Origin of the sequence: Paenibacillus sp. VMFN-D1 (genome assembly GCF_003386155.1) — a bacterium.
GTDB classification, from domain to species: Bacteria; Bacillota; Bacilli; order Paenibacillales; family Paenibacillaceae; genus Paenibacillus_AQ; species Paenibacillus_AQ favisporus.
In genome coordinates, this window is record NZ_QRDU01000003.1 from 93,824 (window position 1) to 109,717 (window position 15,894).

Sequence of the window (15,894 nt, forward strand, 5' to 3'; positions counted from 1 at the left end):
GGAAAGAGGTGTTTTTATGTTTATTGAGCCTATGTTACTCGCAACCGCACCAGGGCCGTTCTCACATTCAAACTATATATTTGAGCCCAAAGTGGACGGACACCGACTTATATATTCGCAGCAATCCGGAATTATCCGGCTATATACCCGGCACAATAACGACTGCAGCCGGCAGTATCCCGAGCTGCTGCTTCCGTTTGATGATGACATTATTCTGGATGGCGAGGTAGCATGCGTCGATCCTGCCACTGGCATATCGGACTTTGAGGAAATCATGACGAGGTTTCAAGCAAAAAGGACGGATAAGATTGAACGCTTTCGTCAAACTAAACCGGCAACGTTCGTCATTTTCGATGTACTTCAATATAAGGGCCGCGACCTTCGTCAGCTGCCGCTCATGGAGCGAAAGGCAATCCTAAGCAACCTGGCCTTACCAGGCCCATCTTTTGGAGTGGTACCCTACATCGAAGGCGCTGGGGATGAACTTTTCGAGCAGGTGAGAGCTTGGGGCATGGAGGGCATGGTCGGAAAGCGCAAAAATAGCCAGTACGTCAGCCGAAGATCAGACGCCTGGCAAAAGGTCATTAATTGGTCGTATGCGGAAGTGTTTATTACGGGATACTGTAAAGAGGAATTTGGATGGCTTACTGCAGTCCCGGATGGAGCCGGCAGGCTCCGTTCGACTGGGATTATTGAGCACGGGCCTGGCACAAAAGAAAAAAAAGCTTTTTATGGAGTTACCAAGAGTATTATCTTAGGGGAAGACAAAAACTTTATTTATTTAGAGCCTCGGATACGTGCCGAGGTTAAAATGCGAAACTGGACCAAGTCAGGATTGCTACGGAGCCCAGTTTTTACAAGGTTTATTATCTAAAGGCATATTTAAACGTACATGCATCTCGAACATAGAATTCACCAGCGATTTTAACAGTATAATCCGTTATTTGATCAATTTTACCGCTGCCAACCATTTCTCCCCCAATAAATACAGCGACATCTGTACCATCTAACTTTGCAGTGTATAACTGTATTGGGGAATGTAATGGTTTCAATACATTCTTCATAATTTATCGCCAACCTTATTTATCATTTTTGTGTTATTTATTTCATAAAAGCATAATTTAAATAAAAAATAAATATTGAAACTTGGGTAAGTACAATAAATAATGGAAATTACCAATAATGTATGCAATAATCGAACTGATTAAATAAAGGACAAAAGGAGGGGAGTTTTATGAGCAAAAAGTTGTATATGTACAGACTTCTTTCAGATCATATTAAGGAAGAATATTTAATGTATGTTGGTGGTTTTTACTTTTCAGATAAATGGAATCTGGTTGGTTTAGACCGTCACTACTGGAAAGACGCAAACATACGCGACTTTTTTAAAGATGGGAATATCCGCCCTTTTGAAGTAAGACAAAATAATTTTGATTTATTGCTCTCTACAGCTCCCCTCCTTGATATTAAAATAATTAAAGTTGATTTTACAGATGAGCTATTAGAAGAGGAGCATGAGGAACTTATTCAAATTCTACGATCAGAATCCTACGATGATTTAAATGAATTTGTTGAAAACCAAAGGTTTGAATTTGAAAGAGACATAGAACAAATAACATTTAGATTTAATAATATTAAATCATATCACAACATTACTTTTTCTAGAGATGGTGTTCTTGTTATAGATACTACCGACGAAAACAAACTTCCTAATGTAATATCAACAGAACCAATAGGACTTTTATCTGGTGTTTATCTCCCTAATGATTCCGAGAGACTTCACTGAATGAAGGGAGCTTTATAAATGGAGCGCGGATCTATTATTCGAACCTTAATTAAGGATGCTATTACATTAGTTCTTTTTTATTTTTTAATGAGAATATGGTGGGGAAACGAATCCTGGTTTACCGATAAAGTGAAAGAGCTTGGTTTTTTTCTTTGCGTAGGATTTTTCTTTTTTATTATGTCCATATTTAAATCCTTAATTACTAGACCAGTTGCAGTAATAGTAACACAAGAAAACAAACATTTCAGGGAAAACAAAACTAATTTTTCTATTAAAGGAAAGAGAAAAACTCAGGAACATGAGAGAGAAGTTGAGTTTAACGTAATTATCAGCCGTAACAGCTCCGTTTGGGGCTGGCTAGCTTTGAAAATTGTAAATAAATTCAACTTAATACTTTTAATAGAGCCAAGTTCACCCGGAGTTCTTGTAGAAGCAGATAAAGCACCTTTAAGGAATGACATTTCAGAAACAACAACAGGCTTCACTCTTAATCTTTCATCTTACCTTTCTAGTATAATTTCTAATGTTAACTCAGGAGTTTTTAGTAAGGGTTGTCTATACATAATTCATGAAGATAGAGTTAATATGGTCACAAATGAAACTCTAGCAATTACTCCAAGACTTATACAATCCAACATGAAAAATATCCCCTGGTTTATTACTTGTTTGATAAAATTTGATAACTCAAAATCAATTCATATGGTCAACTTCAAATGGGATTAAGGAGATTATAACAATGGCAGGCAAGGATATAAAATTATCACTATGGGCTCTTGACCCCAGTATTAATATCGAAAGCGTCTCAGAGTTAATGACATTAAATTACAACAAACCTATCGATTACTTAAGCGATCGGCCCGGTATTTCAAGTTTCGACAGAACATTAATGAACCGCTGGAGAGAATATAAACCCGATCAAGGTTTTGAGGTTCAAGAAATTGAGGTATTTGATACCACTTTCAGATATATACCGGCTAAGGCTTATTTCGAAACAACTGTGGGACTTAACCAAGCAATAGTAAACGGTACGGTTCTTCCAAGGGAGTATAGAATATCAGATAATGAGCTACCCGTTTTTTTCTTTGAATATATTGGTCGTGTCTATGTTATTGTTTCTGGATCTGAATATAAAGTAAGCAGTATTCGCAAACTGCTAATGGGCCACGGCAGACACGCCACTGAAGAACAAAAACAATGGCAAAAGGTTCATCTCAAAGATATTCCAAATTATAATTTCACTAGTGATTTTTTCTACTGGTTGATAAGCAAAGAAAATCAAATTGTTGAAACTTCACTAGTGAAAATGGAGATTAGTGATATTCGTTTCCTTGCTCAAACAGGGACAGAGCGTTCTGATGTGCGTCACGAAAGTCAAGGAGCAAACATTTTAGACGAAGCCGTGTCTAAGACTGGTCTCGGTGTAAATAGTAGAGTTGACAAAATTGGAACAACTATTTCTTTTGAAGGTGGGCATATTAACCTTATTATTTTTGATAACGGTGCATGTTGGGTTGATAATTATAGTTCAGCAATGAACGGTGTGGCGGGTGAACTAGAAGCATTTGAGGAAAATCTTGAAACCGGTACATTAACATTATTCTGTGGTATTCTACCTGAACTGAGAACTGCGTATAACACCGAAAAGGATGATGATAAATGGACTACCGGACATCAAGCTGCTGCTAGAAAACTGTGGGCTCTCGGAGCAATTAACGAGTTATGTTCAGAAAACGAGATTACTTTAGATGAGATTTCACAGTTAGAATGGTTTTTTAATAAAAGATGAGCCGGCCTTTCGGCTCATCTTTTTTTAAATTCCCTATATTTTGTTTATCCAGATTAATCGCAGATCTTATTATGCTCGGAGATTAGTAGTAATAGATTTTTTCTTAGTCTATTTATTATGACGCAGACTTCTTCACGAGTAACTGTTGCTCCTGGTCGAGTCCCGTCAACATACCCATTCTTGGTCATTTCCTCCCAATCTTTTACCGCCCACTCGCTCACCTTGGTAATATCTCTTGGCACTTTGACTTCCTCCTTGGCCGGCAGCTGCGGAGCAGCACCCCACAGTCCCGCATCACTATATTGGTCATTCCAGTCAACCTTAATCCCGTTGGCCATAACGTCAATTTGTTTCTGGAAGATATTCGCTTTGGCCGATAGTAGGCCGCGGCTCCAGGCCAACGTCTGCCAAAAGTACGCTGCAGCTCCCCGGATCGCCATGGCCTCGATGACCGAGAAAGAGCCGTACACCCCGATTTTGTAACCCGGGATCTCTTTGGCAGCTGCTCGGAGATACGCTTCAATGTTATCGTGCTGGCTCGCCGGCGCGTCATAGTCGACAGCGAAATAAATGGCCGTACCAATCGGCTGGCCTATTGATCGAACATGGGCATAAGCCCGTCTACCGTCCTCCGCCCCGTTCGCTGCCCCGCCCTTCGTCCGGTCCGCCGTTCTCTCGAACACGGGGAGGATTTGCAGGCCGGCAGCGATAATCGTGTCCGCCTCTTCCTTGCACATCGACTTCCAGCTGTTTGGTGTGACGTAGCGGCCGATGAAGCTTACCCCGTCAGCCTTAAACTTCTTGGCGGCGGCAGCTGTCACTCGAGTAGAGCAGTCAATTCCCTTTGCTTTGATCTGCATCTTTATCAGCTCCGATCTGGGCCTGCTTCACAACCTGGTGGCCGAACACAGCAAAGGCGCCGGCCAACAAGCCCTGGACAATGGACTCCGCGCTCCAACCAAGCGATAATCCGGACAGAAGAACTGCAACTATAACGACGATATAAACAATGCCCCAATCTGGTACTACTGGCGTCCGCTTCAGCATAATCCCAACAATCCAGCAAGCAGCCACCACGCCGATCAGCTTCGGATCAATCAACTGCCAAATCATATTCCAATCCATTTTTCATCAACCTTCCTGTTTTTTATTGTCCTGTGAGCTTAATTGCAGTCACGATCGCGGCCATGACAATCGTGATCGCCGCCCCGCCTACCGTCCGCCACAACCACTTCTGGCCATCCTCAATCCGGTCCAAGCGGTGGTGTGCCGACTTGACCGATTGCATGGCTTCCCGAGAGAGCTCCTTGGCTGCCTCAGTCGTAGCCGTCAGCGTCGGCACCTGCTCCAAGGTCTTTTCAATGCGCGCTAGTTGGATTTGAATCTCCACCAACGCTTTGGTTGTTTCCTCCACGTCAATCACCCTTTCTTCTGGCACGGCTTTTCCCCCTTCGATATCTCTTTTTAGGCATAAAAAATACGCCTTGCGGCGCTTACTCTGTTCCTCTCTACTGTGAGTTTTTTGGTGTTTCCATAATTGTCTGAGCTTCTTCCTCGGTGATCAGCTGTTTCTGAACTGCAAGATCGATCTGCTCAACGGTAGCCCGGTTGTTTACCCAGTTACGAAGGAAAAGGTTATAAACTGCATTGCTCATTTTACGCGCCTCCCAACATGATTTGCATGATAAGCTCGTCCTGATCAGCTTGGGACTTTTCTATTTTTTCCATTCGATCTAGTTCGATCTGTGCATAGTCAGGAAGAAATTTTTCCTCTGACCATTCCCCATTCTCGTATTTGCGATATGAATAAAGCTCAAAATCCATCTTGTCAATTTCTACATGCTTTCCGTCATCTATCATTTCTCCAACCATTTTAACACCGACGCAAACGTTATTTTCATTCAATTCTGCTAAAATAACCACATTATCACCTCTCTAAAAATATTATTGGTATTCGACTACATACCATGTAATCGTACTTGAAAGCGGATAAGCAGTGCGAAGCGTAGCACTCGTAGGATTTTGTATTATTCCTCCGCGTCCATAAATCGTGGTGGTTGCAGCTGATATTCTATAAGAATAGTAAAACGTAGATTTTGCTGGATTTACTGCCGAAAATGTTATAGTTGCTCTGTCTGTGGTGAAAATTCCGGTACCAGATTGCACACTTTTTGCTCCTACAAATTCTATTACCTCCCAATAAACATCTACACCATACGGAGATGAGCTTGCTGCTCTATCTAAATATAATGTTGTTGGGTTAGTGAGTGCAGCTTTAACGTATGTTTCAGAGTTCATGGTATTTCCCGTAACGAATCCAATATTAACGATTGAGTTATTCACATTCACCGCATTTATTGTTGGTTGTACGAATAGTGATCCCGCCGGTATTAATGCGTATCCTCTTTGAACATTAATCGTTGCTCCGGTTGGTATCTGCTTAATCTTATCCGCTAAAACCGGGAATATATCGCTCCCTGAAGCCGGGACACCTTTGCCAGTAATGGCGGAAGCGATAGCATTTTTCCCATTACTGACAGATTGAAAAAGCAATTGATTGTCAATTTCATTGGAATAAGGCATTTCAATACTTCCAGAATTAATTTTAATTCTTGTATAAGCAGCAGTTCCAGAAGCTGGAATTCCTGTACATGCTAATCTTACAAGTATAGATGGAGTTCCAGAAGGAACATTGAATGTAACACTCTTTCTATGCCAATCCGAATTAGGATCAGCATTTAAAAATGCGATCAAATCATAAGGTGATGAAGCATATCTAATTTCTATTGATACTGTTCCAGAAACCACTCCACCAGAAAAGAAATCAGCAGATAATGTTTTAGGACCATCACCAACAAATATAGGTTCACTATCTAATATAGGATATTGTCCTGTGGGAACTTCTCCAGCAACCGTGAAATAACTACCTATATTAGTATTTCCTATCTGCCACCCTGAACCAAATTCTTGTACTTTCCTCCAATTCGTAAATCCAAATAGAGCTTCCGAATTCGGAACAAAATTTGGATATCTAAATGCGTCTTTACTGTAAAAATTATCATCAGAATATTTTTCACTTATTGTAATTGCATTTTGCTGAGCAATATCCGCCTTTTCTTGTGCGCCTTCCGGCGTTTCCGCTGCATCTGCCGTTGCTTGTGCTGCATCTGCTGTTTCTTGTGCTGTCTGCGCCGTTGTCAGAGCCTGCCCAGCAGTGTCAGATGCTGCTTGAATATCGGCAGCCTGATCCGCTACAACGCCCTGAAGTTCAACCAAATCTGGAATAGGGTCGGATCCGTCGGAATCATGCGAACTTCCGTGTGGCCCTGGCGTTGCTTCCCCTGTGGCCGTGACCGTAACTTTCTTGGTGACGGGATCAGTTGTTATTGTGATTCCGATGCCGCCAACAATAAAGAACTGGTCCGTGGTGGTAGAAGCATTGATATCATTCACCTTGACGAAGGCGTTCTGATTCTTCTGTGCTCCTTCCTCGATCCCGGTGAGCTTTTCGTGCTCCTGCTGTGTGAGGTGAGCGACCGTATCCGCGATATGTTCGTCAACTTCCCCCTGCAGCGTTCCGGCAGCCTTGCTGTCCCACTCTTCTTTCTGTACGGCGGTGACATGGATGTCCGCATTCTCAACGTGCTCGTCCAGCTCGGTTTGTGTGCTCCCCGGAGCCTTGCTGTCCCATTCGGCCTTTTTGGCAGCCGTTACGTGGATATCGGCATTTGCGATGTGATTATCCGCCGTGGTCTTGTTGGTATCCACATCCTGCTGGACCTTGTCAAAGCCCGCCGGAATCAGTGTATATGTGTCACTGATCTTCTTGGACCCGTCCAGTGTCAGGTACCGGTTGCTCATGGGTATCAGCTCCTTTCAATGCAATTTCAATATCTTCCTTGATCTTCCGAAGCATGAAGACCTGCTCTTCCTGCGTCTGCAGCGTAGCCAAGACAGCGCGGATCGCTAACTGCGTTTCTCGAACCGGATCCGACAGGTCAACCGAGAGCTCCAGGATCTTCCGTACTTTCACGGCAGCCCCTCCTTTGCATAATAAAAGGCCCCGCCTGTTGGCGAGACCTGTTCAGATTACTTATTTTCTATTGCAGCGAGTGCTTCGTCGATCAGCTGTACTTCCTTAGTGTATTTCTCGATGTCGGCATTCAGGCGAGCAATTTCTGCCTGAATATTCGCTATTGCCTTGTCATCTTGAGCAGCCGTTGCAAGAGAGAGCAAATTTTCTTGCCGTTTTAAGCTATCCTTTGCTGGTTCCAGAATGTTTTTCTGATAGCTCTCTTTCGAGTTCAATAAGCTCTCTTTCGTACCACCCATATATTTGTTCTGAGTAGTATTAGTAGGGCTGCCAGTGCTGCTTCCGCTGCTTGAATCCGGGGTAGTAACCCCTGGCTCAGTAGATGTAATCGAAATTGTCTTACCAGACACTTGTACATCAGCTCCTAACGCTTCCGACAAGGCGCGAACAGGAGCATTTGCTTTGCTATCGATTACCGCGCCTTTATCGCTTAACGTTTTGCCGTCTACAACAACCGTATATTCACCAGTGACCTTTTTACCTACCAGGCTTTTAACCTGGGCTGCAAAAGCACTGCTGGAAGTAGCGATAATTGCACCGATAACGACCCCACTAAGCAAATAAGTCCATTTCTTCATAACTTCTCACCTCCGTTGTCAAAATTATCCTCATGATAACATTACGGGGTTGAAGTTGTGAAGTTACCGCCATTCGCCGGCCAGTTTTGGTTTTGTGGGTTGCCATGATTGTGCGTGCCGATATTGACATTATGCGTATGGCTATAAAACGCCTGTGACAATGTATTGATCTGAGATTGTAAACTAAATAGTTGTGAAGAAAGTCCACTAATATTATCTACGGTTATTCCGCTTATTCCAGAATTGATTGTTACTAAACCATTGAATCTTGTCGCTCCATTCATGTAGATAGGGTTAGCATTGCTATTTGAGCCTATGAGAATGGAATCCGAAATAATATTCAGTTGGTTTTGCGATTGATAGGAGTTAATTTCTCCCGCGAAGCCCCCTCCTGTCCCATAGAAAGATATAGCGGATACGCCGTTATCATTGGCCGTAGTGATCCGGATCCGGTTGTTATTACTCGAGTCAAATGTCCGGAAACCACTCGTCGAATCGATCTCAATCCGTCGGCCGGACTGCGCTGTTTTCAGCACTGAGCCGATAATCGTTGATCCATTTATCGTTGTCCCAGTAATATCCCCGCCGACCACCTTGCCCGCCTGCAGCGTACCGGTAAACGTCCCGTCCACCCCCTGCAGCGTACCCGTGAAGGTGCCACCTACCGCGGAGAGGTCTCCAGTGAAAATCCCATCCACTCCATTTAGGGTCCCGGTAAAGGTCCCGCCGACAGCCTCCAGATCGCCGGCAAACTTGAACTTGCGATTCGGCAAGTCGAACCATAGAGCCTTATTCCCCCCGGCATAGAAGCTGAGCTCATCAGAATTAAAAACCGCCTTGCTCAAGTGATCCTCGCGCTCGATGGTGAGGCCGGCCGATCGGGTGATGGTTGCCCCGTAATACGCCTTGCCTTCCTTGACGGCATTCTTATTCAGATTATTCACCTGTGAAGTCAGGCTGCCATCGATCGCAAATTCGCTTTGCTGCTCGGAAATGCTCGGCGCCTCGATCGTCAGCTTCAAGCCACCTTTGAAACTCAGTACCTGATGGAGGATCAAGGTCTGATACTGGACAATCCCGCTCCAAGGGATATTTGCGCTATCCCAGGGGATCGTCGCGTCCAGCCAGGAATTCCCCTCGTATTTTGCAAAGCTGATCACATCACCGTGCTCCAGCTGTGGAAATCCCCGGGCCTCCATGGTCATAGGCAAATAGGAAAACCCGTTCAAGGTAGCCTGCAGGTTATTCACCATCGTCTGGGTCATAAACGGATTTTCATACTTCAGGGTATGGTTATCATCACCGGTACCGGCGGTATAGGTTAGACCGTCTTCTGTGTCATAGGTGACCTCGATCCGCGTGAAGGACTTCACTGGATTGGTTTGCTTGACGCGAATGTAATCGGAAGAGGTCATTTCAAAGACAGCCGGCGCCCCGGCCACGTAACGCTTGAATTTGATTTTTCCGTCCTTGCCTACAAATACGCTCGCACTGTTGGCACCGGCGATATAACCCATCATCTGTCTGCAGGTGAACCCGACCGGGCCCGCCTGAATCTTATAGGACGAATTGATCTGCACGCTGCTGTCATACGAGAAGCCCAGCCGCGCGCAGATCTCGTCCCAAACCGCTTTCATCGTCGCCGGGTAGGTGAGCTGGGATATATACGCCACGTCGGCCGTAACCAGCTTGTCATAGCAGGTATAGACCCATACATCATTGACCTTTTCGCGGGAGTCCACAAAGAACTCCCCGAGCGGCATCCACTCCGTCCCGCCTCCGGTCCAAGGAATCGTCATCTCCTGCCAAGGATAAGCCGCATTGTCCCATGTGAGCCCGCTCGTTGAAAGAGAGATGTATGGCATAATGCGGGCGTTAGAGGGAAGCTCATTCTTCAGCCTGAGCTTGATGGTCAGCTTCGAAGGGATCGCATTCCCGATTTCAAACCCTTGCGAGAGGGACAGGCTGTTCTCAATCGAATGCTCCACGATTACAGCGTTGCTGTACTCCTCGCCATTGATGATGGCCTTGATCAGGAACTCCCTGTCGTGACGTTTCAGGTAATCCGCAAATAGTGGTGATATTGGATACATAACATCACTTCTCCGTCAGAGTGACCTTCAGGCCATTCCATAGGATCTCATTGCCATTCTGTACTGCGAACGGCGCCGGCCGGTTTCCGACGTAGAACGACTTGGTCTCGTGTTGGCCTGTCATGGGATCCGGATAGGTGAAGTCAAAGAAAACGCCATCCATAGCCTGCAGAATGGCGGAGATCTGGGACCATCTCAGTACTCCCCATGTCATATCGACCTGTCGCTTGACGGTGATTCGGTCCCGGTTAAGCGTTCCGTCCGACGTTCGGACGGAGGATTCACCGTCGTCCAAGTCCAGCGTAGTCACCGAGAACTGAGACGGATAGACGGCGATATCCTGCCCGTTAATCTTCAGCATCCAGCTCCACCTCCTATACTTCTAATAATGTGCGCCCGGCCTGCCGCTGAGCGCTGTTGATTGCTTTAATGACCATCCGGCCGAATTCGGTTTCCCCGATCTGCAGCACGGCTTTGTTGTCCTGATTCCGAAGGGCGTCCAGGATCAATAAGAGCATGTCGACCACGGCCTGGTTACTGCCTCCCAGCAGTCCCTCCAACTTGGACAACGGCGATATGACTTCCGGATCCGCCGCAGCTCCCCGGTTATCGCCGACCACGGCCAGCGTCGGGCCATAGGCCAGACCTCCCTTGGCCAGCTTCGGAATGGTCGGAATGCTGAAGCCCACTGAACCGATCCCATCCGGAACACCTGGAATACTCTTGACCCAGTCCGGCACATCCACTTTGACTCGGTTCAGCGATCTGATCATGAAATTCAAGGCGTCAATGATCAGGTTCACCGCGCCTTTGAAAATGCCGACCAACGCGTCGCCGATGCCTTCGAAGAAGGTCTTAACGCCGTTCCAGGCTTTCTTCCAGTCCCCGGTGAAGGTTCCAGCGATAAAGTCCACGATCCCACCCAAGGCCTTGATGATACCCTTGGCCACATCAGCAATTACGCCCAGGGCTGTGCCAATCACCTCACCGATCAGGGTGAAGATATCCGAGAACGTTGGCCCGAGCTTTTCAACCAGCCAGGTAGTGATCGGCATAATAAATTTGTTGTTGATGTCCTGGGCTGCTGTGATCAGCTTCCCGATGAACGTCCCGACCTCCTCGACCAAGCCCTTCAGATGCTTATCCCAAAGCCAGGTCAGTGTGTCCAGCATGTTATTCACGAACGGCTGCAGGAAACCGGTCCACAGGGCGTCCCATAGTTTCTTGATGCCGTCCAGGTTGGCTTTGATGCCATCCAGGATCTTATGGCCCCAATCATCCCACCACTTGAAGATGATATCGAGCGTGTCCAGGATGACTTTGGAGATCAGCTTCATCGCCGGATCAACGACCCCGGACCACATATCATCAAAGATGTGTTTGACCAGGTCGAACATTTTGTTAAAGATTTCGTCAACCCCGAGCAGAAAATCTGTCAGCCGCGGTAAGCCGTCCGTGACAAACTTCTTCAGGATCGGGAACGCAGCGTCCCAGATGCTGGCCACCACCTGCAGCACAATATCCAGGAGGCCGGCTAGAACATGCCCAGCCGTCACAATGCCGGCCTGCCATAATGGCACCAGCCCGGTTTGGACCCAATTGGCCAAAGGAGCGCCCAAGGACATGATGTCCGAGAACATTGTCTTGAATTGCTCCTTCCAGCGGCCAAGAACTGGCGTCAGTTCGTTGATTGCCGTCTGGATCGACGGGCCGAAGGTCGTCTTTAGCGACTCCCATACGGCGTTGGCCATGTCCTTAATGCCGGCTAGTGACTGCTTGAAGGCGTTCAGCTTGGTGTCATCGAAGCCGAGATCAATGTTTCCGGTGGGCATGGATCCGAGATCCATACCGCCGATACCGCCAGCTCCTCCCAACTTATCAGCAGCATCGTCCAGCGCGGCCGCCGTGGACTGGCTCAGCGTATTCAGCTGGTCAAACCCAGCCAGGCTGCCCTTCACATCCTTGCCGGCCTTCTTGGCCGCTTTGCCCATGCCTTCCGTCGCCTTCTTCGCCCCATCCGTCGCTTGGCCCATGCCCCCGATGGAGTCGGTTGCAGCTGATGCCGCAGCGGTCGACGTCTGGGCTGCCGACGCAGTGGCTGCAGCATTTCCGAAGATCATTTCCGTGAACGCTTTGAAGTACTCCGCCGCGACCTGCAGCTTGCCGATCAGAAAGTTCAGCCATTTGACGACAGGCGCCAGAATATTAATAAAACCCGCCCCCATGGTGCCCTGGAAGATTCTCCATTGCTCCGTGAGTAGACGGGTTTGGTTGGCCCAGCTGCCGCTGGTTCTTGCAAAGTCCCCCTGCGCGTCTTTGGAGACGGATAACAGGTAGTTATAACGCAAAAGGGTTTGCTCTGCCTGGTTCATGGATTCCCAGCTTTTCGTGATGCCCTGGGAAAGGGCGTATGCCTCCAGATTCGCAACTGAAAGGTTGATCCCGAGCTGCTGCAGCGGATCGACTTCGCCGGCGAGACCCGAACGAATCTTCTCGAACGCCTCGTCGTTGCTCAGGTTGTAGAAAGATGCCATGTCCGCGGATAGCTCGGTCAGCTTCTTGGACATCTGCTCCATCTGGACGCCGGCAAGGCCGGAGCTTTTCATCATCGCGCCCAATGTCGACGAATACCTCTTGGCTGAGAGCTCGGATAGGCCAAAGCTCTGCAGCGTCGATTTTGACCAGCTATTGATATCGGCTGCCATGCTGCCAAACGTCACGTCAACGACGTTTTGGACTTCCTGCAGATCGGATGCCAGGTTGATCGCTTCACGTCCGAAGTCAACAATCCCCTTTACAGCAAAGGCTGCAGCAATAATGCCGCCAAGCTGCTTGAATGCCCCGCCGACAGCGCCAGTTGCCTTATTCGCAATGCCATTCAGCTCCGAGTTAAACGCGCCGTAATTGAGCCCTAGATCAAGGTCAATGCGGCCAACGCTATCCGACATCTGCCCCACCTCCAAACATCCGGGCCAGCGCGGCCTCCAGCGTCCTCATTTCCTTATCCAGCTTTGCGGGATCTTCTAGCTTGCGCTCGGCGCGGCGAAGGCGCCATTCGTTGTAAATGCGCCGTTGGTCGCCCGTGAACGACTTACGAATCTTCGCATCCTTCTCGCTACGGATAGCCACGATGCTACCCAGAGGTGTGTCCGGCATAAAGCCGGCCACCAGGGTGCAAAACTCGCTCCACGGCATATCTGCGTGGGAACGGATTCGGATACCGTACTGCTTCGCCAGACTGGCCTCAATCAAAGGCCAATCCTCGCGAAGGTCATACCAGTTATCAGGGGCTTTGTTATTGTTGAAATCGGGCAGCGGCTTCCTCATACGGCAGGTCTTGCATGGCCGCCATGACACCGAGCATCAGCACTTTCACATCGGATACCGGCAACTTCATAACACCGATCTCAGCAAATGCCTCTTTCCCCAAGATTTCCTCTATGGATGACAGCAATGCCTTGATGCTTCCGTCGCCGGCCATCTCCTCGAATTTCATTACAGCCTCTACCGAGTTATTGACCGGGTACTTCTTTTCACCGATCTGAATCGATGGCTTATCCTTGCTGAATTTATCCGTAATATTGATAGTCGCCATAAAGTAATGCCTCCTTAGGATCCGGACGCCGCCGTAAAGGTCGGCTTGCCGTCAGATAGTAATTCAAATTCCAGACCGTCAATGTTGGTCGAATCGCCCCCGGCCGGCTGCGTCAGGTTAATGACGCAATCCATGGTGAGCTTGGCGCCGCTCGGCATGGTCCACTCGAACTTGGTTTCCACCTCTTGGCCTGTACCGATCAGGAGACCGGCGATATAATCGTTGCCCGGGTCGCCATAATTCCGCTTTCCAGAAAAGCTGAAGGTCAGCCCTTTCCCGGTCACGGCCCGGCGCACCCAGCCTCCTTGATCCATCGGGGTCCACTCTTCCGTGTTGCCATCAATGGACGGGCTAAAGGTCTCCAGGTCCTTGACTGTGACCATGTCCTCCGCAGCTGAAGACCGGCCTTTAATGCCGATCTTAAAAACGTTGTTGTGAACCGGAAATACACCGGTCTCAGCAAATGTCTGCAGGTCCAGTTTCAGCATGTATTTTCCCTACCTTTCGTAATAGATCGTTGTATCGATCACGTATTCATAAATCCCCTCGTCGTCCGTGCCAACGCTGACAGGCTCAGCCGTCCGCATATCGAACGAAATCACCCGGTGCCCGGCAATCTCCCCAGCCTGGCCAAACAACGCCGTATAGACCTCATGGGCTTTCTGCTCGGCCACATTGGCGTTCTTGCCCCAATGGATCAGGATCGTGATGGCCTTACTTGCATAGCTCGTATTCTCCAGACCGCCGATCGCAATATTCGGTGCGCCCGCCTGCAGGTTATAAACTCCAATACACTGCTCCTTACTGCCGTCGATTTTCCCGATGTACCACTGCGGGCACTGCACCTGGGTTTTGAGCCAGTCACGGATATTAGCCAGCGTCATCATTGGATCGTCCCCCTGTTCAGCCGGCGGTAGAGCTCCTGGAACGCCTTTTTGGCAAAGGTACTGTTACTGCCGGTGATCCAGTCATCCAGCCAGCGCCCGCGGGCATTGGCATTCTTGTCCTGGCGAAAGGAATATTCCGGATGCCAGTAAAGTCTGCGGGCATAAGGGGTATCGTACACGAGCTTGACCCGACCCTTTTGGACCAGTGAGTCGTCTATATGCCCGCTGCGCTCCAGCTCCCCGGTCTGTTTCGGAACGACGGCCGCATTCATGACTTCCGTCTTCACGGCATCGGCTGTCATTACTAGCGCTCTGATCTGCGTATTTGAGAGCTGCCGGAGTGCGCGGTGATTCATGGTTGCCTTCACCTTCATATCAGCTCAGCTCCAATTCGGTCGAAAATACGGATCCGTCTGGATTTCGTGGGCGGGCCGATCGGAAGATAGTCCGCTTTACACTGCTGATCATCACGTATCCCTGGATGAGTTTGTCCGGTAGGATGTCCCCCTGGATAATCACCTTCCCAGAGAGCTGTACCAGCCGGCGCTCGGCATCCAACACCTGCCGAGCCGTCTCATCATAAAAAGCGAGCCCATCGAAGATCATCTCCTCGACAGGCTCGCCGTCCTCGCTCAAATCGGTTTGGTATACCTTAACTTGCGTCTTCAAGATCCACTTGGGAAACGGCAGCTTGCCCCGCATCAGCATAACCTCCGATCCATCAGCCCCGTGGCCCTCAGAATGCCCGTGACAAGCTCCGATGTCCGGACTCCTCCTGCACCCTCCACTGCCTTAAAAGACAGCGACACGCTGCCGGCAGAATAGCCAGCGAGCGGAAAGTCTAGGTACTCCCCATACTGGAAGACGAAGTCGGCTTGTTGGCAGACAGCCTTCCTTACATTTGTCTGCTGAAAAAGAGTGAGCTTGTCAAAGCCCCACGCCACAATCCGGTTATAGGTCAATGTGTCGATTTGGTCGGATGCCTGGTCCAGCTCTTTCTGCAGTTCCTCTGCAGGGATCAGCCCGGACCCATACCGGGTGTAATCCTCCGCCGTCGCGTAGGCCATATGATCACC

The 15,894-nt window shown here is 48.3% G+C and carries 23 protein-coding genes; 4 read left to right on the plus strand and 19 right to left on the minus strand.

Features of this window, described 5'->3' with window-relative positions; all coding sequences use genetic code 11:
* Positions 1-16 precede the first annotated feature (16 nt).
* Entirely contained in the window at positions 17-874 is an 858-nt protein-coding gene (locus C7820_RS21365; RefSeq protein WP_116232764.1) for an ATP-dependent DNA ligase, read from the plus strand.
* On the opposite strand, the gene C7820_RS21370 is transcribed toward C7820_RS21365, so the two are convergent.
* Positions 867-1,064: a hypothetical protein gene (locus C7820_RS21370; protein ID WP_258875339.1), complete on the minus strand. Its 198-nt coding sequence runs from the start codon at positions 1,062-1,064 to the stop codon at positions 867-869. The genes C7820_RS21365 and C7820_RS21370 overlap by 8 nt on opposite strands.
* A gap of 170 nt (positions 1,065-1,234) precedes the next feature.
* Here C7820_RS21370 and C7820_RS21375 point away from each other — a divergent pair, with 170 nt between their 5' ends.
* The 3 genes from C7820_RS21375 to C7820_RS21385 are packed head-to-tail and all read left to right on the plus strand — an operon-like array spanning position 1,235 to position 3,572.
* Positions 1,235-1,786 (plus strand): hypothetical protein, encoded by a 552-nt coding sequence (locus C7820_RS21375; RefSeq protein WP_116232765.1) that lies wholly within the window; start codon positions 1,235-1,237, stop codon positions 1,784-1,786.
* A gap of 18 nt (positions 1,787-1,804) precedes the next feature.
* Positions 1,805-2,509, plus strand: coding sequence for a hypothetical protein (locus C7820_RS21380; protein WP_116232766.1), 705 nt, complete (start codon positions 1,805-1,807; stop codon positions 2,507-2,509).
* Between the two features lie 13 nt (positions 2,510-2,522).
* Positions 2,523-3,572, plus strand: coding sequence for a hypothetical protein (locus C7820_RS21385; protein ID WP_116232767.1), 1,050 nt, complete (start codon positions 2,523-2,525; stop codon positions 3,570-3,572).
* Positions 3,573-3,625: 53 nt separating this feature from the next.
* On the opposite strand, the gene C7820_RS21390 is transcribed toward C7820_RS21385, so the two are convergent.
* The 18 genes from C7820_RS21390 to C7820_RS21470 all read right to left on the minus strand — a co-directional run bounded on the left by C7820_RS21390 (position 3,626) and on the right by C7820_RS21470 (position 15,885).
* The gene (locus C7820_RS21390) at positions 3,626-4,432 is read right to left on the minus strand and encodes a DUF1906 domain-containing protein (protein ID WP_116232768.1); all 807 of its coding nucleotides are present in this window, start codon (positions 4,430-4,432) and stop codon (positions 3,626-3,628) included.
* Positions 4,407-4,697, minus strand: coding sequence for a phage holin family protein (locus tag C7820_RS21395; RefSeq protein WP_116232769.1), 291 nt, complete (start codon positions 4,695-4,697; stop codon positions 4,407-4,409). Before C7820_RS21395 ends, C7820_RS21390 begins: the two co-directional genes overlap by 26 nt.
* A gap of 22 nt (positions 4,698-4,719) precedes the next feature.
* Positions 4,720-5,010 carry a hemolysin XhlA family protein gene (locus C7820_RS21400; RefSeq protein WP_258875340.1) on the minus strand — a complete coding sequence of 97 codons (291 nt, stop codon included), beginning with the start codon at positions 5,008-5,010 and terminating at the stop codon, positions 4,720-4,722.
* A 70-nt stretch (positions 5,011-5,080) separates the two neighbouring features.
* Positions 5,081-5,227, minus strand: coding sequence for a hypothetical protein (locus tag C7820_RS33515; protein WP_181909147.1), 147 nt, complete (start codon positions 5,225-5,227; stop codon positions 5,081-5,083).
* A gap of 1 nt (position 5,228) precedes the next feature.
* Positions 5,229-5,495: a hypothetical protein gene (locus tag C7820_RS21405; RefSeq protein ID WP_116232770.1), complete on the minus strand. Its 267-nt coding sequence runs from the start codon at positions 5,493-5,495 to the stop codon at positions 5,229-5,231.
* A gap of 21 nt (positions 5,496-5,516) precedes the next feature.
* Positions 5,517-7,433, minus strand: a complete 1,917-nt coding sequence (locus tag C7820_RS21410) for a hypothetical protein (RefSeq protein ID WP_116232771.1) — start codon at positions 7,431-7,433, stop codon at positions 5,517-5,519.
* Positions 7,387-7,605: a hypothetical protein gene (locus C7820_RS21415; RefSeq protein ID WP_116232772.1), complete on the minus strand. Its 219-nt coding sequence runs from the start codon at positions 7,603-7,605 to the stop codon at positions 7,387-7,389. The genes C7820_RS21410 and C7820_RS21415 overlap by 47 nt, the downstream gene beginning before the upstream one ends.
* A gap of 56 nt (positions 7,606-7,661) precedes the next feature.
* Positions 7,662-8,243, minus strand: a complete 582-nt coding sequence (locus C7820_RS21420; RefSeq protein WP_116232773.1) for a stalk domain-containing protein — start codon at positions 8,241-8,243, stop codon at positions 7,662-7,664.
* Positions 8,244-8,284: 41 nt separating this feature from the next.
* Complete coding sequence (locus tag C7820_RS21425; protein WP_116232774.1) at positions 8,285-10,336, minus strand: bactofilin family protein; 2,052 nt, start codon at positions 10,334-10,336, stop codon at positions 8,285-8,287.
* Between the two features lie 4 nt (positions 10,337-10,340).
* A complete protein-coding gene (locus tag C7820_RS21430; protein ID WP_116232775.1) occupies positions 10,341-10,697 on the minus strand; it encodes a DUF6711 family protein in 357 nt (118 codons plus the stop codon).
* 13 nt (positions 10,698-10,710) lie between these two features.
* Positions 10,711-13,284, minus strand: a complete 2,574-nt coding sequence (locus C7820_RS21435) for a phage tail protein (protein ID WP_116232776.1) — start codon at positions 13,282-13,284, stop codon at positions 10,711-10,713.
* Complete coding sequence (locus C7820_RS21440; protein WP_116232777.1) at positions 13,274-13,663, minus strand: Gp15 family bacteriophage protein; 390 nt, start codon at positions 13,661-13,663, stop codon at positions 13,274-13,276. Before C7820_RS21440 ends, C7820_RS21435 begins: the two co-directional genes overlap by 11 nt.
* Positions 13,632-13,931: a hypothetical protein gene (locus tag C7820_RS21445; RefSeq protein ID WP_116232778.1), complete on the minus strand. Its 300-nt coding sequence runs from the start codon at positions 13,929-13,931 to the stop codon at positions 13,632-13,634. The genes C7820_RS21440 and C7820_RS21445 overlap by 32 nt, the downstream gene beginning before the upstream one ends.
* 14 nt (positions 13,932-13,945) lie before the next feature.
* The gene (locus C7820_RS21450; RefSeq protein ID WP_116232779.1) at positions 13,946-14,419 is read right to left on the minus strand and encodes a phage tail tube protein; all 474 of its coding nucleotides are present in this window, start codon (positions 14,417-14,419) and stop codon (positions 13,946-13,948) included.
* Positions 14,420-14,428: 9 nt separating this feature from the next.
* Positions 14,429-14,818: a minor capsid protein gene (locus C7820_RS21455; protein ID WP_258875341.1), complete on the minus strand. Its 390-nt coding sequence runs from the start codon at positions 14,816-14,818 to the stop codon at positions 14,429-14,431.
* Complete coding sequence (locus C7820_RS21460) at positions 14,815-15,174, minus strand: minor capsid protein (protein ID WP_258875342.1); 360 nt, start codon at positions 15,172-15,174, stop codon at positions 14,815-14,817. The genes C7820_RS21455 and C7820_RS21460 overlap by 4 nt, the downstream gene beginning before the upstream one ends.
* Positions 15,175-15,193: 19 nt before the next feature.
* Positions 15,194-15,520, minus strand: coding sequence for a hypothetical protein (locus C7820_RS21465; protein WP_116232781.1), 327 nt, complete (start codon positions 15,518-15,520; stop codon positions 15,194-15,196).
* Complete coding sequence (locus tag C7820_RS21470) at positions 15,520-15,885, minus strand: head-tail connector protein (RefSeq protein ID WP_116232782.1); 366 nt, start codon at positions 15,883-15,885, stop codon at positions 15,520-15,522. The genes C7820_RS21465 and C7820_RS21470 overlap by 1 nt, the downstream gene beginning before the upstream one ends.
* Positions 15,886-15,894: the final 9 nt, after the last annotated feature.